This is a genomic window from Citreicella sp. C3M06 (assembly GCF_018860705.1).
Taxonomy (GTDB): Bacteria; Pseudomonadota; Alphaproteobacteria; order Rhodobacterales; family Rhodobacteraceae; genus Salipiger.
This window is the reverse complement of the sequence record NZ_JAHKQA010000036.1, coordinates 1-22,391: the sequence shown is the minus strand read 5'-3', so window position 1 is coordinate 22,391 and position 22,391 is coordinate 1. Positions and strand designations below refer to the sequence as shown.

Here is a 22,391-nt window from a genome sequence, read left to right as displayed (position 1 = left end):
GGTTATGAATCCTGACCCTACTCAAACATCCCGGGCCAGAGCCCAGAAATACCCCTTCTGGACCTTGCCTCTACCGGGATCAAGCACCGGGGCGGTGGTCTCGTCTGTTACCCGGCAGGCGATTGCATAGCAATCTGCCGAGAGGGCATGAAGAGCTTGGCGGATTGTTTGAAGTTCGCCAGCAGGCAATCGTAGACAGGGCAGTTCGTCGGCCGCTTTCCCCACCCATGCCGCCAGCGTGGAGCGATCAGGATCGACCCCCTGCCGTGCATAGATTTGTATCTGACGATAGAGCGGTAGATGATCCGCAAACTTGCTGACGATGACACTGGCCACCCTTGCCTCGGTCGGCATGCCGCCTTCAATCAGGCGGAGTTTGGCCGGGGCCTGAAAAGTACTGCCCCACGGGACCCGCAGGCATAGTTTGGGCGGCGGGTCACGATCACCCGGAACTGCGCCGGGATGATATCGAGCCGCTCGCTGGTTCTTCGCCGATCACATGGCGTTCGCAGCCGCAATCACAGCTCGTGCTTTGCGGTTCGATCACTTCCTCGATGCGGGGTAAGTGTTTGAGTAATGTGCCTCGGTTAATATTACGCGTCGTGGGTTTGACCTTTGGCGGATCAATCGCTTCATCCTCGGCATACACGGGAGTGTCATGAAGTCTGTGTATCTGGTCCGGCCCATGCGGGTTTCAGATACTGTCACGCATTGAAGCGTTCGTCATACAAGATAGCGAATTGATTGCGGGCCCTAGGCTGGAAAAGCCCTTTGGCCTTCGAGGCTCGAGCTGCGTAAATGAGAACTTGGCGCGGCATCAAAACGCGACAGGTCCAGGCACGCCTCGAGCCGCTACCGGATGCTCGAGGCCTTCGCCCAGATCGATAAGGAGGAGATCGGCCCGCCTCTCAGCACAACCACGAACCCCGCCTGATCATCACCTCAGGCCATCTCGCAATTTACGACACCTTGACGGTCGTGACCGGTCAAAGCGCATCCACCGGGAAGATGCCGTGTTCCGATTGTGGGGCCGCTCAGCAAACTCGATGCCATAGCACCTCGGGAAGAAGCGCTGGCGAGAGGTTATGGCGACGCGCGCAGCCTCCAAACCGCGCAGCGGGTGGTCATAACCGGGTCTCGGGTCTCCACAGTGGTTTTGCATGAACCACACCGTTGAGGAACCCCGCCATGACCGCTAGGGGGCCGCCTTGGGCTCAAGATCGAGAAATTCCCGCGCTGTCTTGCGCTTTCGTGACGATCTTGTCCGATAGGGCGTCCTTCAATTCCAGCGAACGGATCGCACCATCAAACCATAGGCACAAACCCCTGGGCCGAGGCAAACATCCCTTTCGGGGAGGAGGGCTTCAGCGGAGCGCCTTCGCATTTGGCCGAGACGCGCGGCGCCTCTTATTGATCTGCGTCGCCTGTATCGCTGCGGGCCTGTGCCATGGCGGCATCGAGCTGATAGACCTTGCCCGCAAAGACCCGATTGCCGCTGAAGTCTCCGAATGGCGCGGCAGCACGGCGCAGGGACAGAATGTCTCCCTTGTCGATCCACCGTTGCAGATCGGCGGCAAACTCTGAATGCCTGCGGGCGCGGTCGAACATGGCGTCCAGCAGAATGCTCGCCTTTTTACCCGCATCGATCTCTTTGCGGAGCCTGTCGATGATCAGCGCCCTGTCCAGCAAATGAATTTCCCCGAGCTGTTCGTATTCATCTTTTCGGTCGGGGCTTCCTAATGCCCGCCGAGCGAAGTGCAACAGCATTGTCGAGAGAATGCCGGTTCAACTGCGCGAACCGTGATGTTTGTGATGCGGGTTCCGGCGACGGACCGTGGTGTTGTGATGCTGCTGAACGGGCGTTTGCGCCGATCCGGGCGGGGCAGCATCGCCAAGCTGCCCCGGCGTTGTGCTTGCACGCTTCGCACAGGCGGCGCACCCATGTCGGTGGCGCATAGCCCGCGCCACCGTTCCTGTCAGAGGCGCATATCGGACAGCCAGCCAAGCCCTGTATCGGTCGTTTCCCGGGGTTTGTATTCCGCGCCAAGCGGAAGCGTCCAACCCAGCTTTTCGATGGCATCGATCACGAAGGCATAGTTGATCTCGCCGCGATCTGGCTCGCCGCGATCGGGGACTGCGGCGAACTGGATGTGTCCGATGATCGGCGCGAGGTCGCGGATGCGGGTGACCAGATCGCCCTCGGTGCGGCCGATGTGGTAGCAATCGAACATCAGCTTGACACCGGGCAGCCGCAGCTTTTCCAGCAGCGCGCTCGCCTGCTGCGAGGAGTGCAGGAAATACCCCGGTGCATCATGGCGGTTCAGCGGCTCGATCAGCAAGGTGATGCTGTCGGGGCAGGCCTTTCGCGCATAGCGCAGGTTTTCCAGAAAGGTGGCCTCGGCCTGCGGGCCTTCGGCAAAGCCGCACATGACATGGATCGCGCCCGCCCCGATCTGCACCGCATAGTCGATGGCCTGATCAATCGCGGCGCGGGCCTCGGGTTTGCGATCGGGCAAGGCGCAGAGCCCGTTTTCGCCCGGATTGCCGCGCACTGTGTTGAGCCCCAGCATCGGCAACCCGGTTTCGTCGAGCGCCGCCCTTACGGCGCTTGCGGGCACGTCATAGGGCCAGTGGCATTCGACCGCATCGAACCCGGCGGCCTTTGCGGCGCGGATCGCGTCGGGCAGCGGCCTGTCGGCCCAGAGAAACCCAAGGTTTGCGGAAAATTTCATGCGTCCCACTCCACGTCGAATTTGGTCACGATGGCCTGCACCTGCTCGGCGCTGAGCGCGCGGCGCGGCATCCCCCGCGTCATCATCGCAAGCCTTGCGGTGTCTTCGAGTTCTTCGATGGCATTGCAGGCGGCCTCGATATCCTTGCCCGCAACCACCGGCCCGTGGTTTGCCAGCATCACCGCCGAGCGTTTGCCCGCAAGCCCGCGCACCGCCGCGCCCATCGCTGGATCACCGGGCAGGAAGAACGGCAGAAGCTTCACCCGGCCCAGCTTCATCAGCCCATAGGGCGTCAGCGGCGGCAGGAAATCATCCGGGTCCACCTCTGGCATCATCGACAACGCAACCGCGTGGCACGAATGCAGATGCACCACCGCGCCCGCGCTGGAGCGCGTGTCGTAAAAGGCGCTGTGCAGGGGCATTTCCTTGGTCGGTTTGTCGCCGTCGATCAGGCGCCCCTCGGCGTCAAAGCGGCTCAGCCGCGCCGGGTCCAGCCGCCCAAAACTGGTGCCGGTCGGAGACACCAGCAGGCCACCATCTTCGGTGCGGGCCGAGATGTTGCCGGTGCTGCCATGGGTCAAGCCGCGATCGAACAGCGAGCGGGCCAGCAAGCAGATCTGTTCGCGCAGGGCGCTCTCGTTGGTCATGACACCCCCAATGCGTCGGTAAAGAACCCCGCCGCGCCAAAGTTTCCGGATTTCAGCGCCAGCGCGATCCTGCTGCCGTTGCTGTCGCAATAGGTCCAGGGCACGCCGGGCGCGATTTCCGGCCCGATGTCGAGCCGGTCCACCCCAAGCGCCTGCGTCACTGCGCCCGAAGTCTCGCCCCCGGCCACGACAAAGCGGCGGGCGCCCCGGTCGCGTGCAACCACAGCGCAGGCGGCCAGCGCCTCTTCGACGATGGTTCCGGCGCGATCCCGGCCCAGTTTTTCCTGCGCAGCGCGCACGCTTGCCGGATCAGCGGTGGCATAGACCAGCGGTGCGCGGTCCAGATCCTGCGCGGCGATCCAGTCCAGCGCCGCGCCATGGCCATTCTGCGCCAGATCCAGCGGATCAAGCTGCAATGCGGGCGCGCCGCTGGCCAGATATTGCGCAACCTGCGCATTGGTCATCGCCGAACAGCTGCCCGACAGCAGCACGGCGGCCTTGGGCAAAGACGGGATGCTGACACCCGGCGCATCCGGCGCAAGCCCGCCCGAGGCGCGGTAAAGCGCGGGCAAGGGCATGGCGACGGCGCTGCCCCCGGTCATCAGCGGCATGTCGCGGCAGGCCTCGGCGATCACCTGCAAATCGCTATTCGCCACCGCATCCACCACCACATGGGCGATGCCCTCGGCCTCCAGCCTGTCCAGCGCAGCGCGCAGCGCGTCGGCGCCTTGGGCGACAGTCAGGCGATCCGCCAGCCCCACCGGCAGGCTCACCTGCGGCGCCAGCAGCCGCATCAGGTTGGAATCGCGCATCGGTGTCAGCGGATGATCCTTCATCGAGCTCTCGGCCAGCGGCTCGCGCCCCACGAACAGGTTCCCCATGAAGATCGCGCGCCCGTTTTCGGGAAAGGCCGGGCAATAGATCGTCTGTCGCGTGTCCAGATCGGCCATCAGCGCCTCGGCGACGGGGCCGATGTTGCCCTGCGGCGTGGAATCGAAGGTCGAGCAGTATTTCCAGAAAAACCGCTCTGCCCCGGTCTGGCGCAACCATGCCAGCGCCGCGCGGCAGTCGGCAACGGCCTCATCGACCGGCGCGGTGCGGCATTTCAGGGCGATGACCTCAAACGGTGCGGTGTCGCGCGGCGGCTCTTTGGGTATTCCGATGCGAAGCGACACCTGAACACCGGAGCGGGCCAGCAGCCCGGCGAGGTCGGTCGCCCCGGTGAAATCATCCGCGATGCAGCCAAGATAGGTGCTCATCAAACTGTCCTTTCCGCGCGCTGGCGCGTCATTCCTTGGCTTTGGGCAGGGTCAGGCCGACATTGCGGGCATAAACCTTGGCGATGGCGGCGTCGTCTTCGGGGCCCAGCCCCATGCCGACAGCGACCATGTATTGCTGTAGCGCCGCCGCAGTGATCGGAGCCGAGAACCCGGCGGATTTGGCGACATCCAACACGATGCCCAGATCCTTGGGCCAGATGTTGATCTGGCTTTTTGGGCTGTAATCGCCATCGACGATATGCGGCGCGCGGTTTTCCAGCATCCAGCTGGTGCCAGCGCAATTGCGGATCACGCTCAGGAATTTCTCGGGCGTGATGCCTTGGGTCATGCCAAAGGTCATCGCCTCGGCCATTGCGGCGATATGCACCCCGGCCAGCAGCTGGTTCACCGATTTCATCGCCGATCCCGGCCCGGCTTTGTCCCCCAGTTCGAACACCGTCTCGGCGCAGGCATCGAGCAGCGGGCGCGCGGCGGCAAAGGCATCGGGGCTGCCAGCGGCCATGACCGACAGCGCCCCAAGCGCCGCCTTTGCCGACCCGCCCGAGATCGGGGCGTCAAGATACAGCAACCCCAGATCGGCGCAGCGCGCTTCCATCTCGCGGGCAAATGCGGGGGCGACGGTGGCGCAGGACACAACGACCGCGCCGGGGGCAAGCCGCGCCGCGATGCCGGACGCGCCGAACAGCACCGCCTCGGTCTGCGCCGCGTTCAGCACCACCACCGCAACCGCGTTCAGATCATCGGGCAGATCGCCCGGCTGGCCGCCCTCGGCGCGAAATCGGCTGGCCGCGTCCGCGTTGATGTCGATCCCCCATGTCGGATGCCCCGCGCGCAAACAGGATTGCGCCATGCCGTACCCCATGGACCCAAGGCCGATGACGGCGGTTTTGTAAGTCTGCACCATGTGCTGTCTTTCCTTTTATCGCGTGGTCCGCTCGGCGGCGTCGCGGCGCATGGTGCGCACGCGCCAAACCCGATCCGAGGCGGTGATGAACATGTCGGTTCCCTCCGGGCCGCCGAAACACAGGTTCGACGTCTGGGCCGGAAGGCAGATTTTCCCAAGGCAGCGGCCATCGGGGGCAAGGCAATGCACCCCGTCCAGCGCGCTGGACCAGACGTTGCCTTCGTGATCGACCCGAAGGCCATCGGGCACGCCGGGGGTGATCGTGGCAAAGACCCGCCCGTTGCCAAGGGTGGTGCCAGTCACGTCAAAGACGCGGATGTGATGCGGCAGATCGTAATCGATACCCGGAAAGCTTGCGCCCCGGATTGCGCCGGAATCCGCGATGTAAAGCTGCGTCTCGTCCGGCGAAAACGCCAGCCCGTTGGGCTTGTCGAAATCCGTGGCGACGGCGGTCAGCGTGCCATCGGGCAGCGCGCAGAACACGTAGCAGCCATCTTGTTCGGCGGGGGCCGGATAGCCCTCGATATCGGAATTGATGCCGTAGGGCGGATCGGTGAACCAGACGCTGCCGTCCGAGCGCACCACCACGTCATTGGGCGAATTGAGCCGCTTGCCGTCGTATCTTTCAGCGATGATCTCGACGGTTTCGGGGTCTTCGGGGTCATGGCGGCGGATCACCCGCCGCCCGCCATGTTCGCAGCTGATCATTCGCCCCAAAAGATCGAGGGTGTTGCCATTGGCAAATTCACTGTTGGCCAGCGCGACCGTCGCCCCCGCCCCCTCGCGCCATTTCCACATCTTCTTGGCGGGAATGTCGTTGAAATACAGCGTTCCATTCATCCAGACCGGGCCTTCGGTCCAGGTAAAGCCCGAAGCAATGAGCTCTGGCCCGGTCTGCGTGTCGATCATCGCCGCGAAGGCGGGATCGATGATCTCGATAAAGGCATCGGCGGACATTCTCAGCCCTCCTTGCGGCGCAGGGTCTGGATCAGCAGCATGACCAGAATGATCAGGCCGAAGGTGATGTTGCGCCACGCCTCCGAGATCTGCATGACCGACAGCACCGAATTGAGCAGCGTGATAAAGAACACCCCACCGATGGTGCCGACCAGCCCGCCGCTGCCGCCAAGGATCGAGGTGCCGCCGATGACAACCGCCGCGATGGTCGGCAAAAGGTAAGGATCGCCCATGGATTGATAGGCCTGATTGGCGTAGCCCGCCAGCAGCACACCCCCCAGCGCCGAACACACCCCGGCAATGGCAAAGGCCGCGAACAGCACCGATGGCGTCGATACGCCCGAGAGATAGGTCGCCTTTTCATTGTAGCCGATGGCCGACAAATAGCGCCCGAACCCGGTGCGGTGCAGCACCAGCGCCAGAACCAGCGCCACCCCCATCCACAACACGAAGGCCATCGGCACGCCCAGAACCCGGCCCGTGGCAACGAATGACATCAGGCCGCTCGCCTCGCCCTTGGGGTTGAACCCCCCGGTATAAAGCACCGAGCTGCCCAGCAGGATCGAATTCATCGCAAGGGTCCACACCATCGACGGAATGCGCAGGATGACGACGCCCACGGCGTTCAGGCATCCGATCAGCGCCCCGAACCCAAGCGCCGCCGGGATCGCCAGCATGGTCAGCGTCGGATCGCCCGTCCCGGCCAGCGTGGTGGAAATCAGCGCAGCGCCGCCCAGCACCCAAGGTACCGACAGATCGATATGCCCCAGCAGGATGACAATCGTTGCCCCCATGGCGATCACGCCCAGAAAGGCCGCGATCTGAAGCTGCTGACTCAGGTAATCAAGCCCCAGCATCTGCGGGTAGAAAACGCTGCCGACAAGGATCAGCACCAGCGTCGCGGCAAAGGGCACGGCAACGACCAGATCGAACGGTTTGCGAATTTGCGTGCTCATCGTGCAAAGACCTCCAGCCGGTTGCGGACCCTGAGAATTTCGGCGCCCCCGATGGCGATGGCGCCCGCCAGAACAAGCCCCTCGACAAGCGGTTGCGCCAGCGGCGGCAGGCCGGAAAAGAACATCAGCGCGCTGATGGTCTTGAGGATGAAGGCCCCGGCAAACGCCCCGATGACCGACCCGACACCGCCGCGCAGCGCAACGCCGCCCAGCACCACCGCCGCAATCGAATTGAGGGTGAAGTTGGTCGCGATCCCGGCATCACCCGTGGTGGTGACAAAGCTGAAGTACAGCCCCGCAAGCCCGGCAAACAGCCCACCAAGCCCAAAGCTTGCCATGCGCACGATGCGCACCTGAAGCCCCGATTGAAACGCCGCCTGCTCCGAAGAGCCGATGGCATATAGCCCAAGCCCCAGCCCGGTGCGCCGCAGCGGCACCCAGAACAGCCCGATCACCATCGCTGCGATGATCAGCGCAGTGGGGATGCCCAGTACATCCAGCGTCATGGCATCGGCCAGGTCATAGTTGATCTGCCCGCCCGGCGTGGGCCGCAGGATCAGCGCGAGGCCGACAAAGATCGACGCGGTGGCAAGCGTCACGACGATGGGCTGGATGCGGCCAAACACCACAAGCGCGCCGTTGATCAGCCCGCACAGCACCCCGACCAGAAGCACGAGGCCCGCGCCTCCGATCAGCTCGATCCCGGTGCCGCCCAGAACATGCGAGGCCAGCGTGTTGGTCAGCGCCATCACCGCCCCGACCGACAGGTCGATGCCGCGCACGATCACCGCAAAGAATTGCGCAATCGCCGCAAGCGCAAGGATCAGGCACTGGTTGGCCCAGATCGTCATGACATAGGTGCTCATGCCGCGCGGATGGGTGCCAAGATAGACCGCCAGCAGCGCGACCAGAACGGCCAGCGCAATAACCTCGCGGCGGTTGGATCGCAGGAAATCACGCATGGGCCACCTCTGCGCCCATCTCTGTCGCGGGCATGTTCAGGGCCGCGGACAGGATGTTATTGGCCGTGACCTCATCCCCTTGCAGGTGGCGCACCACCCGGCCGTCGTAAAAGATATGCGTTTCGTCACACAAGTGGATGAATTCCTCGTAATCAGTCGAAAGCAACAGGATCGCGGTCCCCGCATCGGCAAGCTGGCGCAGCAGCCCGTAGATCTGCGTCTTGGTCTTGACGTCGATGCCGCGGGTGGGGTCGGCCAGCAGCAAACAGCGCGGTTTGAGCGCCAGCCATTTGGTCAGCGCGACCTTTTGCTGGTTGCCGCCCGAAAGCTGCCCCACCGGTTGATCCAGCGTCGCGTATTTCAGTTCGAGCGCATCCAGATAGGGCTGGTACAGCGCCGGATCGCTGGCGCGCACGCCGTCTGTGCCAAGCGCCGCCAGTTGCATGTTGGCCCGGATGCTTTGTTGCAGCACCAGCGCCTCGGTCTTGCGATCCTCGGGCAGCAGCGCGATGCCGATGTCCGGTTGTTTGGCCTGTTTGGGCGAGGACAGCGCAAGGTCGCGCCCTTCCAGCACAATGCGCCCGCTGGTGTTCTTGAGCACGCCGAACAGGCCGTGCAGCACATGTGCCTGCCCCTGCCCATCGAGCCCACCAAGCCCGACGATGGAGCCTTTGCGCAGGGTGATGTTCACATCCTGCAACGCCTCGCCCCAGCCGAAACCCTCTAGCTGCAGGACCGTTTCAGCGTCCGGATCGGCGGGGGATTTGGGCGGGAACAGATCGTCGATCCTCTGGCCGACCATCTTGCCGATGATGGCGCTGTAATCATGGGCCCCGTTGGCGAAAGTGTCGACATGGCTGCCATTGCGAAACACCGAAATCTTGTCGGCCAGCGCCTCGATCTCGTGAAAGCGGTGCGAGATGAACAGAACGCCGACCCCCCGCGCGCTTTCCGCGCGGATCAGATCGAACACCTTGTCCACCACCGAGGCATTCAGCGCCGAGGTCGCCTCGTCAAGGATCAGAAGGCGGGGATTGCGGGCCAGCGCCTTGGCGATCTCGACCTGCTGGCGCTCGGCAAGGCTCAGGTCCGCAACCCGCGCCCGCATGGAGATATGCCTGCCGTCGATCTGCGCCAGAACCTGCTGTGCGCGGGCGATCGCGGTTTTGGGAAGCCGGCCAAGGCCGCTACCCGGTGCGCCCAGCAACAGGTTTTCACGCACCGACAGGTCCGGCACCAGCGACAGTTCCTGAAACATGCAGACCAGCCCGCGCGCCACCGCATCGCGCGGCGAGGCAAGCGTGGTTTCGGTGCCATCCAGATAAATCGCGCCCTCGGTCGGGGGGATGACGCCCGAGATGATCTTCATCAGCGTCGATTTCCCGGCGCCGTTTTCACCAAGGACAGCGTGTATCTCGCCCGGATGACAGGCGAAATCGACATCGTTCAGCGCACAGGTCGCGCCGTAGCGTTTCGTCACGCCTTTCAGGCGCACGATGGGGGGATCGTTCGGCGTCAAGGGAGGCTCCCTGGCATCTTGTGGATAGCTGATTTGTGGGCGGGCGACGGGCAGCCCGGCGAAGAGCTGCCCGGCAAGGATCAGCCGTTGTCCGGCGACTGCCCCAGCAGCTCTTGCGGCGTGAAGGGGGCAAAGCAATCGGGGAAACCGGTGCCGGTGTTGAACGATTTGGGAAGGTCGGGGAAATAGGTTTCACCTGCGACCAGTTCATCCGAGGTTGCGCGCGGGATCGGCAGGAACACGGTCTGCGGCAGCTCGTTGCCCTCGAGCAGCGCAACCGCGGCTTCCAGCGCGATCGCCGACATCGCCGGGGCCTGCGCGGCGGACACGCCCGGAATGCCCAGATCGGCCATTGCCATGCGCACGCCGTTTTCACCGTCCACACCCATGGGCACGATCGGGTGCCCTGCGGCCTGAAGCGCGTTGATGGTGCCAAGCGATCCGTGCTGCGAGACCACCGCATCGAATTGACCATGGGTGGCCAGCGCGTCCGAGACGACCTTCTGGCTGGTGCCAGTGTCCCAATTGCCGACGACCTCGACGATTTCCAGCCCCTCGACCTTTTCAAGTACGCTCATCATTCCAGCGCGGCGGTCACGGTCGGTGGCGTTGCCCGGCAGGCCATTGACCATAAGGATCTTTTCCGCCTTGCCATCCAGCAGGTCCATCACCGTCTGGGCCTTGATGCGGCCAAGCTCCAGCTGGCTTTCGTTGATCTGCACGATCTTGTCGGAATCGAGCACATTGTCGAAGGGCACCAGCACGGTCCCTGCCCGTTCGGCGCGGCGGATCACCGGCTCGAAGGCGCTGGGGTTCACCGCGATGAAGGTGATCGCATCGTATCCAGCGGCGATAAAGTTATCGATGGCGGCGATCTGCGCGGCGCTGTCATTGCCCACCGAAACCACGTTGAATTCCGCGATTTTCTCGGCGTTCTCGGGGCGCGCGGCCCAGGCCTTAGCGGCCTGAATGGCGGCGATGCGCCAGTCGTTCCCGGCGAAGCCGTTCACAAAGGCGATCTTGTAAGGGCCATCCTTGGCCTCATAGCTGATGGTGCCGGTGCCCGGCGCGGGCGCAAAGCATTCGGGCCGATAGGTATCGGCCAGCGACATGCCGGCACTGCACAGGACGACAGCCGAGCTTAGTAGAAACTGTTTCATGGTTCTCCTCCCAGAGATGCTATGTTTACGTAAACATCTGGGATGCTTATTTCTGTTTACGTAAACACTTGTCAAGACGTTTCTTGATGGATTACCTCTGGAGAGGTGGCGGCAGCAGCTTTGCCAGCGGTTCCGGTCAGGAGGAAGAATGGACTCACGACCCACGATGGGCGACATCGCGGCCGAGGCCGGTGTCAGTCAGATGACCGTATCGCGCGTGCTGCGGGGCACCGGGCAGGCCTCGCCGGACGTGCAAAAGCGCGTGGAAACGGCGGCGCGCAAACTGGGCTACGTGCCCAACCGGCTTGCAACCGCCCTGCGCGACGAAACCACGCCGCTGATCGCCGTCGCGCTGGCGACCCTTGGCAACCGGGTGTTTTCCGAAGTGCTGAACGGCGTCAACGAAACCCTCGCCGCGCAACGCCTGCAACCGGTCTTTGGCGTCACCGAATATTCGCTTCAGCGCGAAGAGGAACTGGTGCGCGACCTGCTGTCATGGCGGCCCCGTGGCATCATTCTTTCCGGGCTGGAACATACCGAGGCGACCCGCGCTGCCATTCGGGCTTCTGGTGTACGCGTGGCAGAGGTGATGGACCTAGACGGCGAGCCGATCTCGGCCGCCTTTGGCCTGTCGCAGACCGAAGCGGGGCGCGTGACCGCGCGGCACATGCTGTCCAAGGGCTATCGTCGGTTCGGCTATATTGGTAGCCAGAGCGGCCGCGACCTGCGCGCCGACAAGCGCTTGGCAGGGTTTCGCCAGACCGTGCGCGAGGCTGGCGGACAGATGGTGACGGAACATGTCTTCGACGGATCGTCCTCGATGATTGCCGGGCGCAGGGGCACGCAGGCGCTGCTTGATGCTGCCGACCGGCCCGAGGCGATCTATTATTCCAACGATGACCTTGCCGCCGGGGGCATCATGCATTGCCTCGCCTCGGGAATTTCGATCCCGCAGGAGTTGGCCCTTGCGGGGTTCAACGGGCTGGCCTTTCTGGAGGCCCTGCCGATCCGGCTGACGACGGTGGAAACTCCGCGCCTCGAAATGGGACGGCGCGCGGCGCTTTACGTTATGCAAGATGACCACGAGACAGAGCCCGCCGCACCGGCCCGCATCGACCTTGGCTTTCGGCTGATCGAGGGTGAAACCTGCTGACAGGATGTCATGGGGAGTCTCCGTCGAGCCGGTGTCATTCCCTCGCAAGCCCGCAGGGGTGATCGGGCGGTTGTTTCGGGATCAAGGCCGATCAACGCGCCCTGCCCCGGAAACACATCCATCTTATCCCCAAGCGCCAGCATCCGGAGCGCGTGGACGACCAAATTGCCCCCGACCATGCCGGGATGAGTTGCGGGGATCATGCCCCCTTAGAGGGCCGTTCCCCCGGTGGGCTTGGGCTGGGCAGGAAAAATGGTCAGCCTCGAGCGAACCGTCGCGCTGACAGCCTCAGGAACGGCGCGAATCGAAGAGATGCGTCGCTACCCCGTCAGAGATAGCGCTTGACGATCTGGAGCAGGGACAGGGCTGCACCAAGCCGGCTGCCCAAAAGGAACAGGCCGCCTGGCAATTTTATCCGTCAGGCATCTTGAAGGCCCCCTAGTTTGCGCGCTCTGCATAGGACGTAGCGATATTGACGAGTTTTCGTGCGGCCGCGGTGATGATGACCTTGTGCGGATTTCCGGCGTCGCGCAGTAGCTGCGCCCAGGCTTTCTGGGTGGGATTTGCAGCGACGAGGGCGGCCGGTAACAGGACATGCCGCAGGGCGCGCTGTCCTTCTGCGATGGCTCGTTTGCCCCGCAACGCACTGCTGTCGTGCACTCTGAGAGCGTGCCCCGTTAGGGCTGCGGCTGTTCTGCGGATTTCGCCCCGAGCTTGGGCATTTCGGCGATCAGCATAGCGCTGACAACGGGGCCCACCCCGGGAATGGAGCGCAGGGTACCGGCGGTTTCGACCAGTGTTCCGTCGGCCGCGACGGCTTGCTCGATGCGTTCTTCCAGCTCCGAGATCTTGGGTTCGAGCAGAGCCTTCAAATCCATGTCGGTGAACAGTCCAGCGCTCGCGCGTTTTTCGTGTGCCTTGATCTGGGCAAGTAGCCGCTGTCGCATTTCGACAAACTGCGCTCGCTTCGATGTCAAAGCTCTGATCGCGCGCAACTTTCCGGCCGGATGGCTACGTCCTGCCTCGGGGCGCAATGCCATGACGCGGGCGATAAGTTCTGCATCGATCCGTCTTGGCCCGGGCACCACGGCTGGCGGCAATTGACGCGCGACGATCCGCAGCGCGTCGAGCGACGCCCGTAACCGCCACTCCTGCCCGCGCCGCTGGCTTTGAAGCAGACTAGAGCGCCACGCCGCAGCGCGAGAGACGCCACCCGGGCTTGGCCCTCCGATGTGTTCGGCGACCGTTCGCGACAGAGAAAACAGTATGGAACGGAGAAGATACGCCCCCAGCATCTGACGGCCCAGATGGTCATCATCGCCCTTGCAGCTAGCGAGACCAGGGCGCGTGCGCCCCATCAAGGCCACGGCCCGCGAGCCGATCAACAGGCCGAATAGATATGAGCGATGTCCGAAATCGTGCCATTTCTCGATTGCGAACAGCAGTCGACACCTACAGCTGGGCCGATCATGTCGATCAGATGGGCGGGGGCACCCGGGATGCATGCCGCGCCGCCGGGGGGGCTGTGAGTCCAGAACTCCCAATGCTGCAGTGCGTAGGAAACACCGATTTCTTCAGCCTGCGTTACGCGTCCCTGTCATCCCAAATTTGGAAAGCTGTTATAAAACTGCCGTGACCTCTCGCTATCTTTTGCACCTGTCAAGACCTGCTGCAGGTCCAAGCTGATGGTGAAATATGTCTCAAATCAACTACGATGAATTGTCTTTTGACGATGAAGACGAACTGAAATTTCCGCGTCCGACGAGGCAGGGATTTGACGAAGTCGTAGAGCGCGCGGTTTCACGCCGCGGTTTCTTGGGCGGCGTTCTGGCGTTCGGGTCCGGCGCTGCCGTGATGGGCACGGGCCTGCTGTCCAGCACATCTGCCCAAGCGCAACAGGCGTCGCGCTTTGCCTTTGAGCAGCTTGCCCCGCAGACCGACGGCACCGTGCATGTGCCAACTGGCTATGATTGGGATGTGCTCGTGCGCTGGGGTGATCCCTTGTTCTCCGATGCGCCTGCGTTTGATCCTGAGACAGGCATTCCGACCGAAGGCTCTGATCGCGTGTTCGGAGAGAACACCGACGGGATGGAGCTGTTCCTGGTCGGTGACACCGAGTTGCTGGTCGTGAATTCCGAATACGTTAACGGCGGGATCAATCTGCCCGCCGAACAGGAAGGCCAGCCCATTTCTGCAGACGACGTTGTGCGCCTGCAAAACTTTCAGGGCGTGACCGTGATGGAAATCGCCGAGGGCGACTCTGGCTGGGAAGTCGTTGTCGACAGCCCCTACAACCGCCGCATTCACCACCGTACCGAAATGTTGATTGATGGGCCTGCCGCGGGCCATGACCTGCTGAAGACCAATGCTGACCCGACGGGCACGATGTCTCTGGGCACATTCAACAACTGTGGGTCCGGGCGCACCCCTTGGGGCACGTATCTGACCTGCGAAGAGAACTTCAACGGCTATTTCGGCACGACTGCGGAGTTGTCCCTTGATGAAGCGACGGCCGCAGGGTTTGCGCGCTACGGGATAAGCACCGACGTCGATCCCGGGCGCTATAACTACCACGGGTTCGATGCGCGTTTTGATCTTTCCAAAGAGCCGAACGAGCCGCACCGCGCAGGTTATATCGTCGAAATCGACCCCACCGACCCGACATCCACACCGATCAAGCGCACGGCACTTGGCCGCTTCAAACATGAGAATGCCGCCTCGGTCGTCGCACCCGATGGTCGCGTCGTGGTTTACATGGGCGATGATGAACGCGGCGAATACATGTACAAATGGGTCAGCCGCGACGTCTACACGCCGGGCGGAGACACCTCAACGTTGTTGACCGAAGGCCAGCTTTTCGTTGCCAAGTTCAACGACGATATGACCGGCAGCTGGATCGCCCTGACACCCGAAGACACCGGAATGTCCGAGGCAGAAATCGCCGTCTTCACGCGGATGGCAGCCACGCAAGTCAGCGCGACGACCATGGACCGCCCCGAGTGGATCGCCGTCAACCCGATAGCCATCGAAGCCTATTGTTGCCTGACCAACAATTCGCGCCGTGGCGCCACCAATGACGACGGCTCTGTACGCACGAATGCGGCTGGTGAGCCTATGGTTGTGAATGCGCCCAACCCGCGCGCGGTCAACAATTACGGCCAAATCGTGCGCTGGCGCCCGACGAACAGCGACCACGCAGCGTCTACTTTTGAGTGGGATCTGTACGTGATGGCAGGCAACCCAACGGTTCATTCCGAAGGGCTGTATGCCGGTACGGCCAACATCAATGAGGGCAACCTGTTCAACTCGCCTGACGGGATGGTAATCGATAGCACTGGTTTGATCTGGATCCAGACGGATGGTGACGATGACAACGAAGGCGACTTCCTTGGCATGGGCAATAACCAGATGTTGGCTGGTGATCCCGCGACCGGCGAAATCCGGCGCTTCCTTACCGGTCCGAAAGGGTGCGAAGTGACAGGCCTGACATGGTCTGCGGATCGGCGCACCATGTTTGTCGGCATCCAGCACCCCGGCGCACCGTTTCCCGATGGAGAAGGCGCGCTTCCTCGCTCTGCCATCGTGGCGGTGAAGCGTCAGGATAACGCTCTGCTCGGTTGATGTGAGCAAGATCCAGGCGCTTGACTGCGCCTGGGTCTTCGCCGTCTGTCCAACCCTTGTAAAGTTTCCCGGTGGGGCGAACAGGCACCCCAGCTGGGCGTCGGTCGCTTGCAGTAGGACGTCACGACCGGCGGGCGGCACCACGGTGCTGCGCCGGCGCGCTGACAAAACAGCACGTCGCCGATGCGCGATAAAGAGCGCCAGGGTTCGTTACCACTTCCCGACCAGCAGGAATTGGTGACAGCCGTGGCGCAGCGTTACCGCGTGCGCTTCCTCCAAAAGGTCGAGAAGGAATTGCAGGCCGGAACGTCTGTGACACTTGCATGGCGCGAGGTGTTCCGCCGCTCGCTGCGCGAGGACGGGCGAGTTCTGTTTCTTTTAGAGGGGGCCATGCTGGCCTCGGCCGTTATGGGCGATCACGACTTGTTCGACCGCGTCACGAAAAGCTTGGGGCGGGAACCCTTGCAGCCTGATTGTTATCTGCGAAAACCAGTATCATGAACGAGCGTCCATATCGGACGCCCTGAACCTGCGCCGTAACCTCACCGCCCTTGTCACCGCGGAGGGGCTCGGCTCAGGCAGCAGTCTGATCGTCATCTTTTTCGGCGGGCTGGTCGGACAACTTGACGGAAAACTGGCCTTCGGCTTCGGCAAGCTGAAAGAGCTTTGTGAAACCTGCAAGGCTCAATTGATAAGAGCCTTGCTTTATGTTTACCGACAAGCTGACCGCCGCCTTGAAGATTAAAACGCCCGCAATAGGCACACCAGTCCGGACAGGATGACCAAGGCCAAAGCAATCCGCTGGCCCAGCTGGACATTTAGCCTCTTGTGCAGTTGCTCCCCCAGTTGACCGCCCAATAGCGTCGGCGCCAGAAGCAGCGCGGACAGCCAGAACAGATCACCGCTGACCTGACCTTTGGGGAGCGCCACGGCGAGAGACACACAGGCCAGCACAGAAAATGTGATGATCAGCATGGCGCGCCGGGTTGCGGCGTTCAGTTCGGATTGCCCCAGAAAGTAGATGGCCACAGGCGGACCGGGCATCCCGACACTGCTGCTCAGGGCACCGGCAACCATGCCGCAGGCGACATTGGCCGGACGGCTGGGCTGAAATTTCAGCACGCCGGGGGCGAACCCCAGCACCCCGGCCGCCGCGATTACAACAAGGCCCAGCACAAACAGCACCACATCGGGATCAGTGCGCGTCAGCAACCATGCCCCCAGCGGGGCGGTGACCACCCCGCCAAGCGCCAGTTGCCCCAGTACAGACCAATCGATACGACTGCGGAATTCGATCACGGCGGGCACCCCAAGCGCGACCTGCAACAACAAGATGACGATCACCAATTGCTGGGGCGACAGCACGAACGACAGCAGCGGCGCACCGAGCAAAGCAAAGCCAAACCCGGTCAACCGCCGCGCCGCCGCCGCGACCAGAACCGCCAGTGCAGCGACGACCATATCAGGAGCGGACAGCAACATCGGATTCACTCGGCCGCTTCGGCTTGCAGCACAGATGAGGTCTCTTCGGTGTTGGTGGTTTTTTGCCGACCCGCGATATGCAGCGGCGCCTGCCGGTCTTGGTTCAGCTCGACATGGAACACATCGTGGCGGTTATAATACCCAGCCATGTCGTGGTGCTGTTTCAACTCGGTCAGCAACCCGACATCCACATCGGCCATCACAAGACCTTCGGAGGTGGTCAGAGTGCCGCCCGGGGTCGATCCGTCAGGCGTGACGATCATCGAGGATGCGCCCGCACATTTGCGGATCAATGCCTCGGCATCGGCATCGCCGTCGCAGATTGCCGCGATCCCAGCCTCATCCAGCGCCGCAGAGGAGACCACGGTAAAGGTTTTGGCTTCGAAGCTATGGGCGGCGGCACGAATGCGGATCGCCTCAGACAAGTCATAGGGTGCGCCGCTGCTTGGGTCGCGGAACGGCCAGACCGAAGGGTAGCACGCGCAATGGATTTGTTCGCCCTGCGCCATCAGCGAATAGCGCGCCAACGGGTTGCCGTTTTCCCCGCAGATCAGCCCGCCAACCCGGCCAAAGGGCAACTCGGCGACCCGCAAGCCATTGCCATCCCCTCGGCTCCAAACCAGTTTTTCGTAGAAGGTCGGCACCAATTTCCGATGGTGGGTGCGGATTTCACCCGTCGCATCGATCAGAACGGAGCTGTTCCACAAGCAGCCCTCGGAATAGCTGGCGCGTTCCGAGAAGCCCAGCCAGACGGCGATGCCGGCATTGCGAGCGGAGTCTTGGATGCGGGCCATTTCCGGACCATCGACGCGCAGCGACGCGGCGGCAAAGCGCGCAAATTTCGCATGGGCGTCAATGGGGCGCAGGAAGGCGTGCCAGATCGGGAAGCCGGGCAGAAAGCTTTCGGGAAAAGCGACTAGTTCAGCGCCATCTTTTGCCGCCAGATTGATGTATTTGATGGTCTTTTGCACACCGGCTTCGACGTCAAAGAAGGTCGAGGCGATATGCGCCGCGGCGAGTCGGATGGTCATTGGGGATTTCCCTTATTTTGATTTGATTACAGAAGTTTCAGGCGACCGATACCGGGGGGCGGCGGCGTATGCCGCGCACAACCCATGCGATCAGAACCACGGCGGGCAACACCCCGATCAGGGTCCAGCCCGTGGCCGCATAAGCCACAAGCGCTCCGGGGCCAGCTATTGCAAAGACCCGGCGCGTCATCGTTTCAAGAGGATGGGAGAGCGCTCCATACAGCGCGCCAGCGCCAAGGATCGTCGCCCCGAGGAAGCACAGAATTGCCACCCAGCCTTGCAGGGTCAACGCGGTCGGCGCAAGCAAGCTTGGGAAGGCGACAAAGAGGAACGGCAGCAACAGAGCCATCGCGCCAAGCCGCGCCGCCGCCATGGCGGTGGATAGAAACCCGGCCTCGGCGATGCGCGCACCGACCAGCACCCCGACAGCCACCGGCGGGGTGAGCGCCGAGAAAATCGCGAAGTAAAAGCCGAACATATTGGCGGTCAGAGCCGAGATGCCAGCGTCGATCAAGCTGGGCACGACGATGATCGCGATCAGTGCATAAGCGGCAGGTGTGGGCAAGCCCATGCCCACAAGCATACATACGACCATGCCGATCAGAAGGGTGACAACGATGTTGCCCGCGCCGAGATCCGAGATCAGAGCGCCTGCGCTGACCCCAAGCCCGGTGCTTGTCAGCGTCTGCACGACCAGACCGATCGCCGCCAGAATGATGGTCAATTGCGCCGCCGTATCAAACCCTGCACGCAGCCCATCCCGAATGTTGTTCAGCGCCGGGCGCAGCGCGGCGGGGCGCACAAAGGCCAGACCCGCTGCGATGGCCGATCCCCAAAACCCGGCCATGGAGGGTGAGAACCTCAGCACAAGCAAGGCAATCACCACGGCAAAGGAGCCGACAAACGCTGGAAAAACCCAAAGAATGCGAGTCAGGTCGACCTCTTGACGAAGGTCTTGCAGACCTTTGTGCCCCCCGATCATCGCATAGAGGCTTACCACAATAGCGAACATATACAGCAGACCGGGGATCAACCCCGCCATCACGATGTCAAGGTAAGACACCCCAAGGATCACAGCCATCATGAACGCGCCCAGCCCCATGATCGGCGGCAGCAACTGGCTACCGGTCGACGACATGATCTCGACCGCAGCGGCCTCTTCGCCGGAGAACCGGCTTTTTTTCATGGCTGGAATGGTCATGACGCCGGATAGGGCAATATTGGAAACAGCCTGACCGGTGACCATGCCGATAAAGGTGCTGGCCAGCACGGCGCTATAGGCCATGCCACCGCGCAAGCGGTTGCCGATCAGCGCGCCAATTTCGCCAAAAATCTCGATCACCCCGACTGCATGCAGCACGCCGCCATAGATCAGCAGCAGAAAGATCATATCCGCAGACAATGGCGCATAGGCGAGGATGCCGCGCGGCCCACCGATCCCGGACAGAAAGCTGACAGAGACGTTGAACGGTTGCATCCGCGCCTGCATCACATCGGGCAACATGCGACCAAACAACATATAAGCCGCCATGATCAGACAGATCAGAGCAATCGCTGCGCCCCAGACCCGCCATGCGGCCAAGAGCACAGCAACGATCATCACCAGCCCCATATTCAGGGCGGTTTGCGAAACGAAGGGTTGCGTGAGTTCCAAAGTCTCGGCGTTGACGAAAAAGTAGCCCCCCGCCGAAACTCCTCCAAGCATCACGGCTATTCCGACAACCCGGTCAGTCCAGACACCCAGGTCCGTGCCCCTTTCAGGGGAACGGGAAATCAAACGCAACGCGCTATAAGCCAGAATCGCGGTTGTGAACAGTGTGTAGTGTTGCATCGCACCGAATGAATTGCTCCAAACGGTCAGGGCAGCATAGCAAAGAAGCATCGCCCCGGCGAAAAATGACGTGCGTTGCAGGATCGTATCTTCAGATATTGTCATGACAACTCTTCCCGTGACGATACTCGAATTAAATCAGTCTGTAACCAGACCGAATTCGCGATAGGCCCGCATTGCACCCGGATGGATCAGCTCAGGATTGGTGCGTGCAACTTCTGAAATCGTTTCGGGTTCCCAAATTTTTGCGATCGCGCTGTATTCACCGATTTGCGGACCGGACTCGATCCACAGCTTGGTAAACTCATAAGCGAGTTCTTCGGGAAAATCCTTATGCGCCGAGATCAGCGCGATATTGCCAAAGCTGGTGAGGTCTTCGGTTTGCCCCGAAAAAGTACCGGCTTTCACGTTTTGGATTTTGAACGGTGCACCGGTGTCGTCGATATAGCTCTGGATCATTTCCGGATCGATGCTGACATAGTGGTAGTCGCGCCCAGAGCTTTCGAGTGTTTTGAAAGGGCCCGCTTCCAGCGTGTAGCTGAAATCGAAATTGGAATGCGCCGCGAGTGTGCCAATATCCGCACGCCCGTCCAGCAGTGCATCAATGCCCTGGCTCGGACCAAGGGCATCGAGAGATTTCAGCTCCTCGGTGGTTCCCCAATAATCCAGCATCATTTTTTGATGCATGCCCCATTCATTCATGGTCAGCAGTCCGAGGGCGACGCGCTTTCCATCGAAATCATCGACACTTTGGATATCATCATCCAGAGCGACAAAGGCGTTCGTCGTATTGCTCAGCGCACCAATGATGCGAAAATCGCGAACAGCTTCAATCGGGGCAGAGAAAAACGGCGCAATTCCTTCGGAGGCCGCCCATTCCACCACCATGCCCGATCCGATCAGGGTATTTTCCCACATATCAGGCTGAGACGCGAGGTACCGAACATTGTAGGTAAAGCCCGGAGTTTCGACCGCCTTGGGCGAAATCTTATCGGTATAATCCGAGGCATAGTTCTGCATGGTCGCGACCGCCAAATAGGGACCGGCCCCAATTGGCGCCAGAAGAACGTCCACTTCTGTCGGTTCAGCGAATGCTGCGCTGCTCAACCCGGCAAAGAGAATGGTCAAAGCGGTGGCTGAACGAAGAGGCAATTTGCGCATATAAGTCATCCTTTGGTGAGTGAGGCACGGGACGACAATAAGAGTGGCGACTATAGAGAAAAAGGACATAATAACTTTAGAGCATATAGGTTTGACCTATACATCATAAGTGCTTAAAACCTCGTAGGTTTCGCACGCGTGCGGCAGACCGACGCTGATCGGCCCGCTGCAGATCGAGATTTCAAACCGGGGATGCTTGCCGCAGGCGGTCTGTTTCGAACCGCCCCATGCCCTGACGGCACGAAGCCTGATCCGAACAGATCCGTTACCGCAATTGACTGGCTGCGTTTCCCGCGCGCAGCAGGGTATCGCGGGACAGGGCGACTCTGGCGTATCGCAGCGGCAGGGCCTGCTTTGCGCGATAGATGCAACTCGGCTTTAGCCTCACCCCCCGCTCGGCCCCAAACAGGGGCTTTTGTTCCCCTGTGTCCATCACCACCTCTGCATGCCCTGCGATGGTCAGCATGTCGCCGGTGGCAAAATCCGGCAGCAAAAGCGCCACCCGCGGGTCCAACAGGATATTTCCGAGGGTGTTGAAGAATTTATTGCCGTCGTAATCTGGAAAGATCAGCGTGCCATCGTCCAGAGCTTTGACAAACCCGGGCGGGCCCCCGCGATGATTGACATCGACGCCGGACTGGGGATCGCCCCCGATCACCGTCGCGCGGGAGGCAATAAAAAACATATCGGCCGCCCCGATCTGGGACAAATCATCCGCGGACAGGTTCGTGCTATCGCGCCGCTCGCTCTGAACATCGACATGGTGCAGCCCGCCGCGCAAATGGATGTAACGGGGGCAATTGCCAAAGCTCTGGTCAACCGTGATCGACAAAAGATCGCCGTTTGCTTCGCCGATGGTTCCGTTCATCCGGTTACGTCGACGTGTTTCCAGCTCAATCCCGAGCACGCTGATCTTGTCACCGGCACTCAGGCAAAGCTCGGGCGGCTCGGACACCAACGGTTGGGATGTCATGGCGGCTTTGTTGCACAAATCG

19 protein-coding genes and 1 pseudogene are annotated in these 22,391 nt (G+C 61.8%); 3 read left to right on the top strand and 17 right to left on the bottom strand.

All coding sequences use genetic code 11. The features are described from left to right. Positions 1–27: 27 nt before the first annotated feature. The 11 genes and pseudogenes from KO516_RS06965 to KO516_RS06915 form a co-directional block, all read right to left on the bottom strand. A pseudogene (locus tag KO516_RS06965) lies at positions 28–643 on the bottom strand (transposase); the annotation flags it as partial. A 764-nt stretch (positions 644–1,407) separates the two neighbouring features. Next, the gene (locus KO516_RS06960) at positions 1,408–1,767 is read right to left on the bottom strand and encodes a hypothetical protein (RefSeq protein WP_216003067.1); all 360 of its coding nucleotides are present in this window, start codon (positions 1,765–1,767) and stop codon (positions 1,408–1,410) included. A 209-nt stretch (positions 1,768–1,976) separates the two neighbouring features. After that, positions 1,977–2,732 (bottom strand): hydroxypyruvate isomerase family protein, encoded by a 756-nt coding sequence (locus KO516_RS06955; RefSeq protein ID WP_216003066.1) that lies wholly within the window; start codon positions 2,730–2,732, stop codon positions 1,977–1,979. Further along, entirely contained in the window at positions 2,729–3,379 is a 651-nt protein-coding gene (locus KO516_RS06950; RefSeq protein WP_216003065.1) for an aldolase, read from the bottom strand. The genes KO516_RS06955 and KO516_RS06950 overlap by 4 nt, the downstream gene beginning before the upstream one ends. Further along, positions 3,376–4,638, bottom strand: a complete 1,263-nt coding sequence (otnK, locus tag KO516_RS06945; protein WP_216003064.1) for a 3-oxo-tetronate kinase — start codon at positions 4,636–4,638, stop codon at positions 3,376–3,378. Before otnK ends, KO516_RS06950 begins: the two co-directional genes overlap by 4 nt. A gap of 28 nt (positions 4,639–4,666) precedes the next feature. Beyond that, positions 4,667–5,563 (bottom strand): L-threonate dehydrogenase, encoded by an 897-nt coding sequence (gene ltnD, locus KO516_RS06940; protein ID WP_216003063.1) that lies wholly within the window; start codon positions 5,561–5,563, stop codon positions 4,667–4,669. A 15-nt stretch (positions 5,564–5,578) separates the two neighbouring features. Then, a complete protein-coding gene (locus tag KO516_RS06935; protein WP_216003062.1) occupies positions 5,579–6,520 on the bottom strand; it encodes an SMP-30/gluconolactonase/LRE family protein in 942 nt (313 codons plus the stop codon). A 2-nt stretch (positions 6,521–6,522) separates the two neighbouring features. Next, on the bottom strand, positions 6,523–7,476 hold the full coding sequence (locus KO516_RS06930; protein ID WP_216003061.1) for an ABC transporter permease: 954 nt from the start codon (positions 7,474–7,476) through the stop codon (positions 6,523–6,525). Beyond that, the gene (locus tag KO516_RS06925; protein WP_216003060.1) at positions 7,473–8,438 is read right to left on the bottom strand and encodes an ABC transporter permease; all 966 of its coding nucleotides are present in this window, start codon (positions 8,436–8,438) and stop codon (positions 7,473–7,475) included. The genes KO516_RS06930 and KO516_RS06925 overlap by 4 nt, the downstream gene beginning before the upstream one ends. After that, complete coding sequence (locus tag KO516_RS06920; RefSeq protein ID WP_252737455.1) at positions 8,431–9,957, bottom strand: sugar ABC transporter ATP-binding protein; 1,527 nt, start codon at positions 9,955–9,957, stop codon at positions 8,431–8,433. The genes KO516_RS06925 and KO516_RS06920 overlap by 8 nt, the downstream gene beginning before the upstream one ends. 80 nt (positions 9,958–10,037) lie before the next feature. Further along, positions 10,038–11,117 (bottom strand): sugar ABC transporter substrate-binding protein, encoded by a 1,080-nt coding sequence (locus KO516_RS06915; RefSeq protein ID WP_216003059.1) that lies wholly within the window; start codon positions 11,115–11,117, stop codon positions 10,038–10,040. A 148-nt stretch (positions 11,118–11,265) separates the two neighbouring features. Here KO516_RS06915 and KO516_RS06910 point away from each other — a divergent pair, with 148 nt between their 5' ends. Further along, the gene (locus tag KO516_RS06910) at positions 11,266–12,270 is read left to right on the top strand and encodes a LacI family DNA-binding transcriptional regulator (protein WP_216003058.1); all 1,005 of its coding nucleotides are present in this window, start codon (positions 11,266–11,268) and stop codon (positions 12,268–12,270) included. Positions 12,271–12,947: 677 nt separating this feature from the next. Here the strand turns inward: KO516_RS06910 and KO516_RS06905 are convergent. Continuing rightward, positions 12,948–13,565 carry a hypothetical protein gene (locus KO516_RS06905; protein WP_216003057.1) on the bottom strand — a complete coding sequence of 206 codons (618 nt, stop codon included), beginning with the start codon at positions 13,563–13,565 and terminating at the stop codon, positions 12,948–12,950. A gap of 400 nt (positions 13,566–13,965) precedes the next feature. On the opposite strand from KO516_RS06905, the gene KO516_RS06900 reads away from it, so the two are divergent. Both KO516_RS06900 and KO516_RS06895 read left to right on the top strand, forming a co-directional pair. Continuing rightward, complete coding sequence (locus KO516_RS06900; RefSeq protein ID WP_216003056.1) at positions 13,966–15,891, top strand: PhoX family phosphatase; 1,926 nt, start codon at positions 13,966–13,968, stop codon at positions 15,889–15,891. Between the two features lie 183 nt (positions 15,892–16,074). Beyond that, positions 16,075–16,392, top strand: coding sequence for a hypothetical protein (locus tag KO516_RS06895; protein WP_216003055.1), 318 nt, complete (start codon positions 16,075–16,077; stop codon positions 16,390–16,392). Positions 16,393–16,632: 240 nt separating this feature from the next. On the opposite strand, the gene KO516_RS06890 is transcribed toward KO516_RS06895, so the two are convergent. The 5 genes from KO516_RS06890 to KO516_RS06870 all read right to left on the bottom strand — a co-directional run. Continuing rightward, the gene (locus KO516_RS06890; protein ID WP_216003054.1) at positions 16,633–17,373 is read right to left on the bottom strand and encodes a sulfite exporter TauE/SafE family protein; all 741 of its coding nucleotides are present in this window, start codon (positions 17,371–17,373) and stop codon (positions 16,633–16,635) included. 5 nt (positions 17,374–17,378) lie between these two features. Continuing rightward, entirely contained in the window at positions 17,379–18,404 is a 1,026-nt protein-coding gene (locus tag KO516_RS06885; RefSeq protein WP_216003053.1) for a carbon-nitrogen hydrolase family protein, read from the bottom strand. Between the two features lie 37 nt (positions 18,405–18,441). Next, positions 18,442–20,286, bottom strand: a complete 1,845-nt coding sequence (locus KO516_RS06880) for a TRAP transporter fused permease subunit (protein WP_256444163.1) — start codon at positions 20,284–20,286, stop codon at positions 18,442–18,444. Positions 20,287–20,373: 87 nt separating this feature from the next. Continuing rightward, positions 20,374–21,396: a TAXI family TRAP transporter solute-binding subunit gene (locus KO516_RS06875; RefSeq protein ID WP_216003051.1), complete on the bottom strand. Its 1,023-nt coding sequence runs from the start codon at positions 21,394–21,396 to the stop codon at positions 20,374–20,376. 265 nt (positions 21,397–21,661) lie between these two features. Beyond that, the coding region (locus KO516_RS06870) for a pyridoxamine 5'-phosphate oxidase family protein (protein WP_216003050.1) at positions 21,662–22,391 on the bottom strand (730 nt) is incomplete at its 5' end.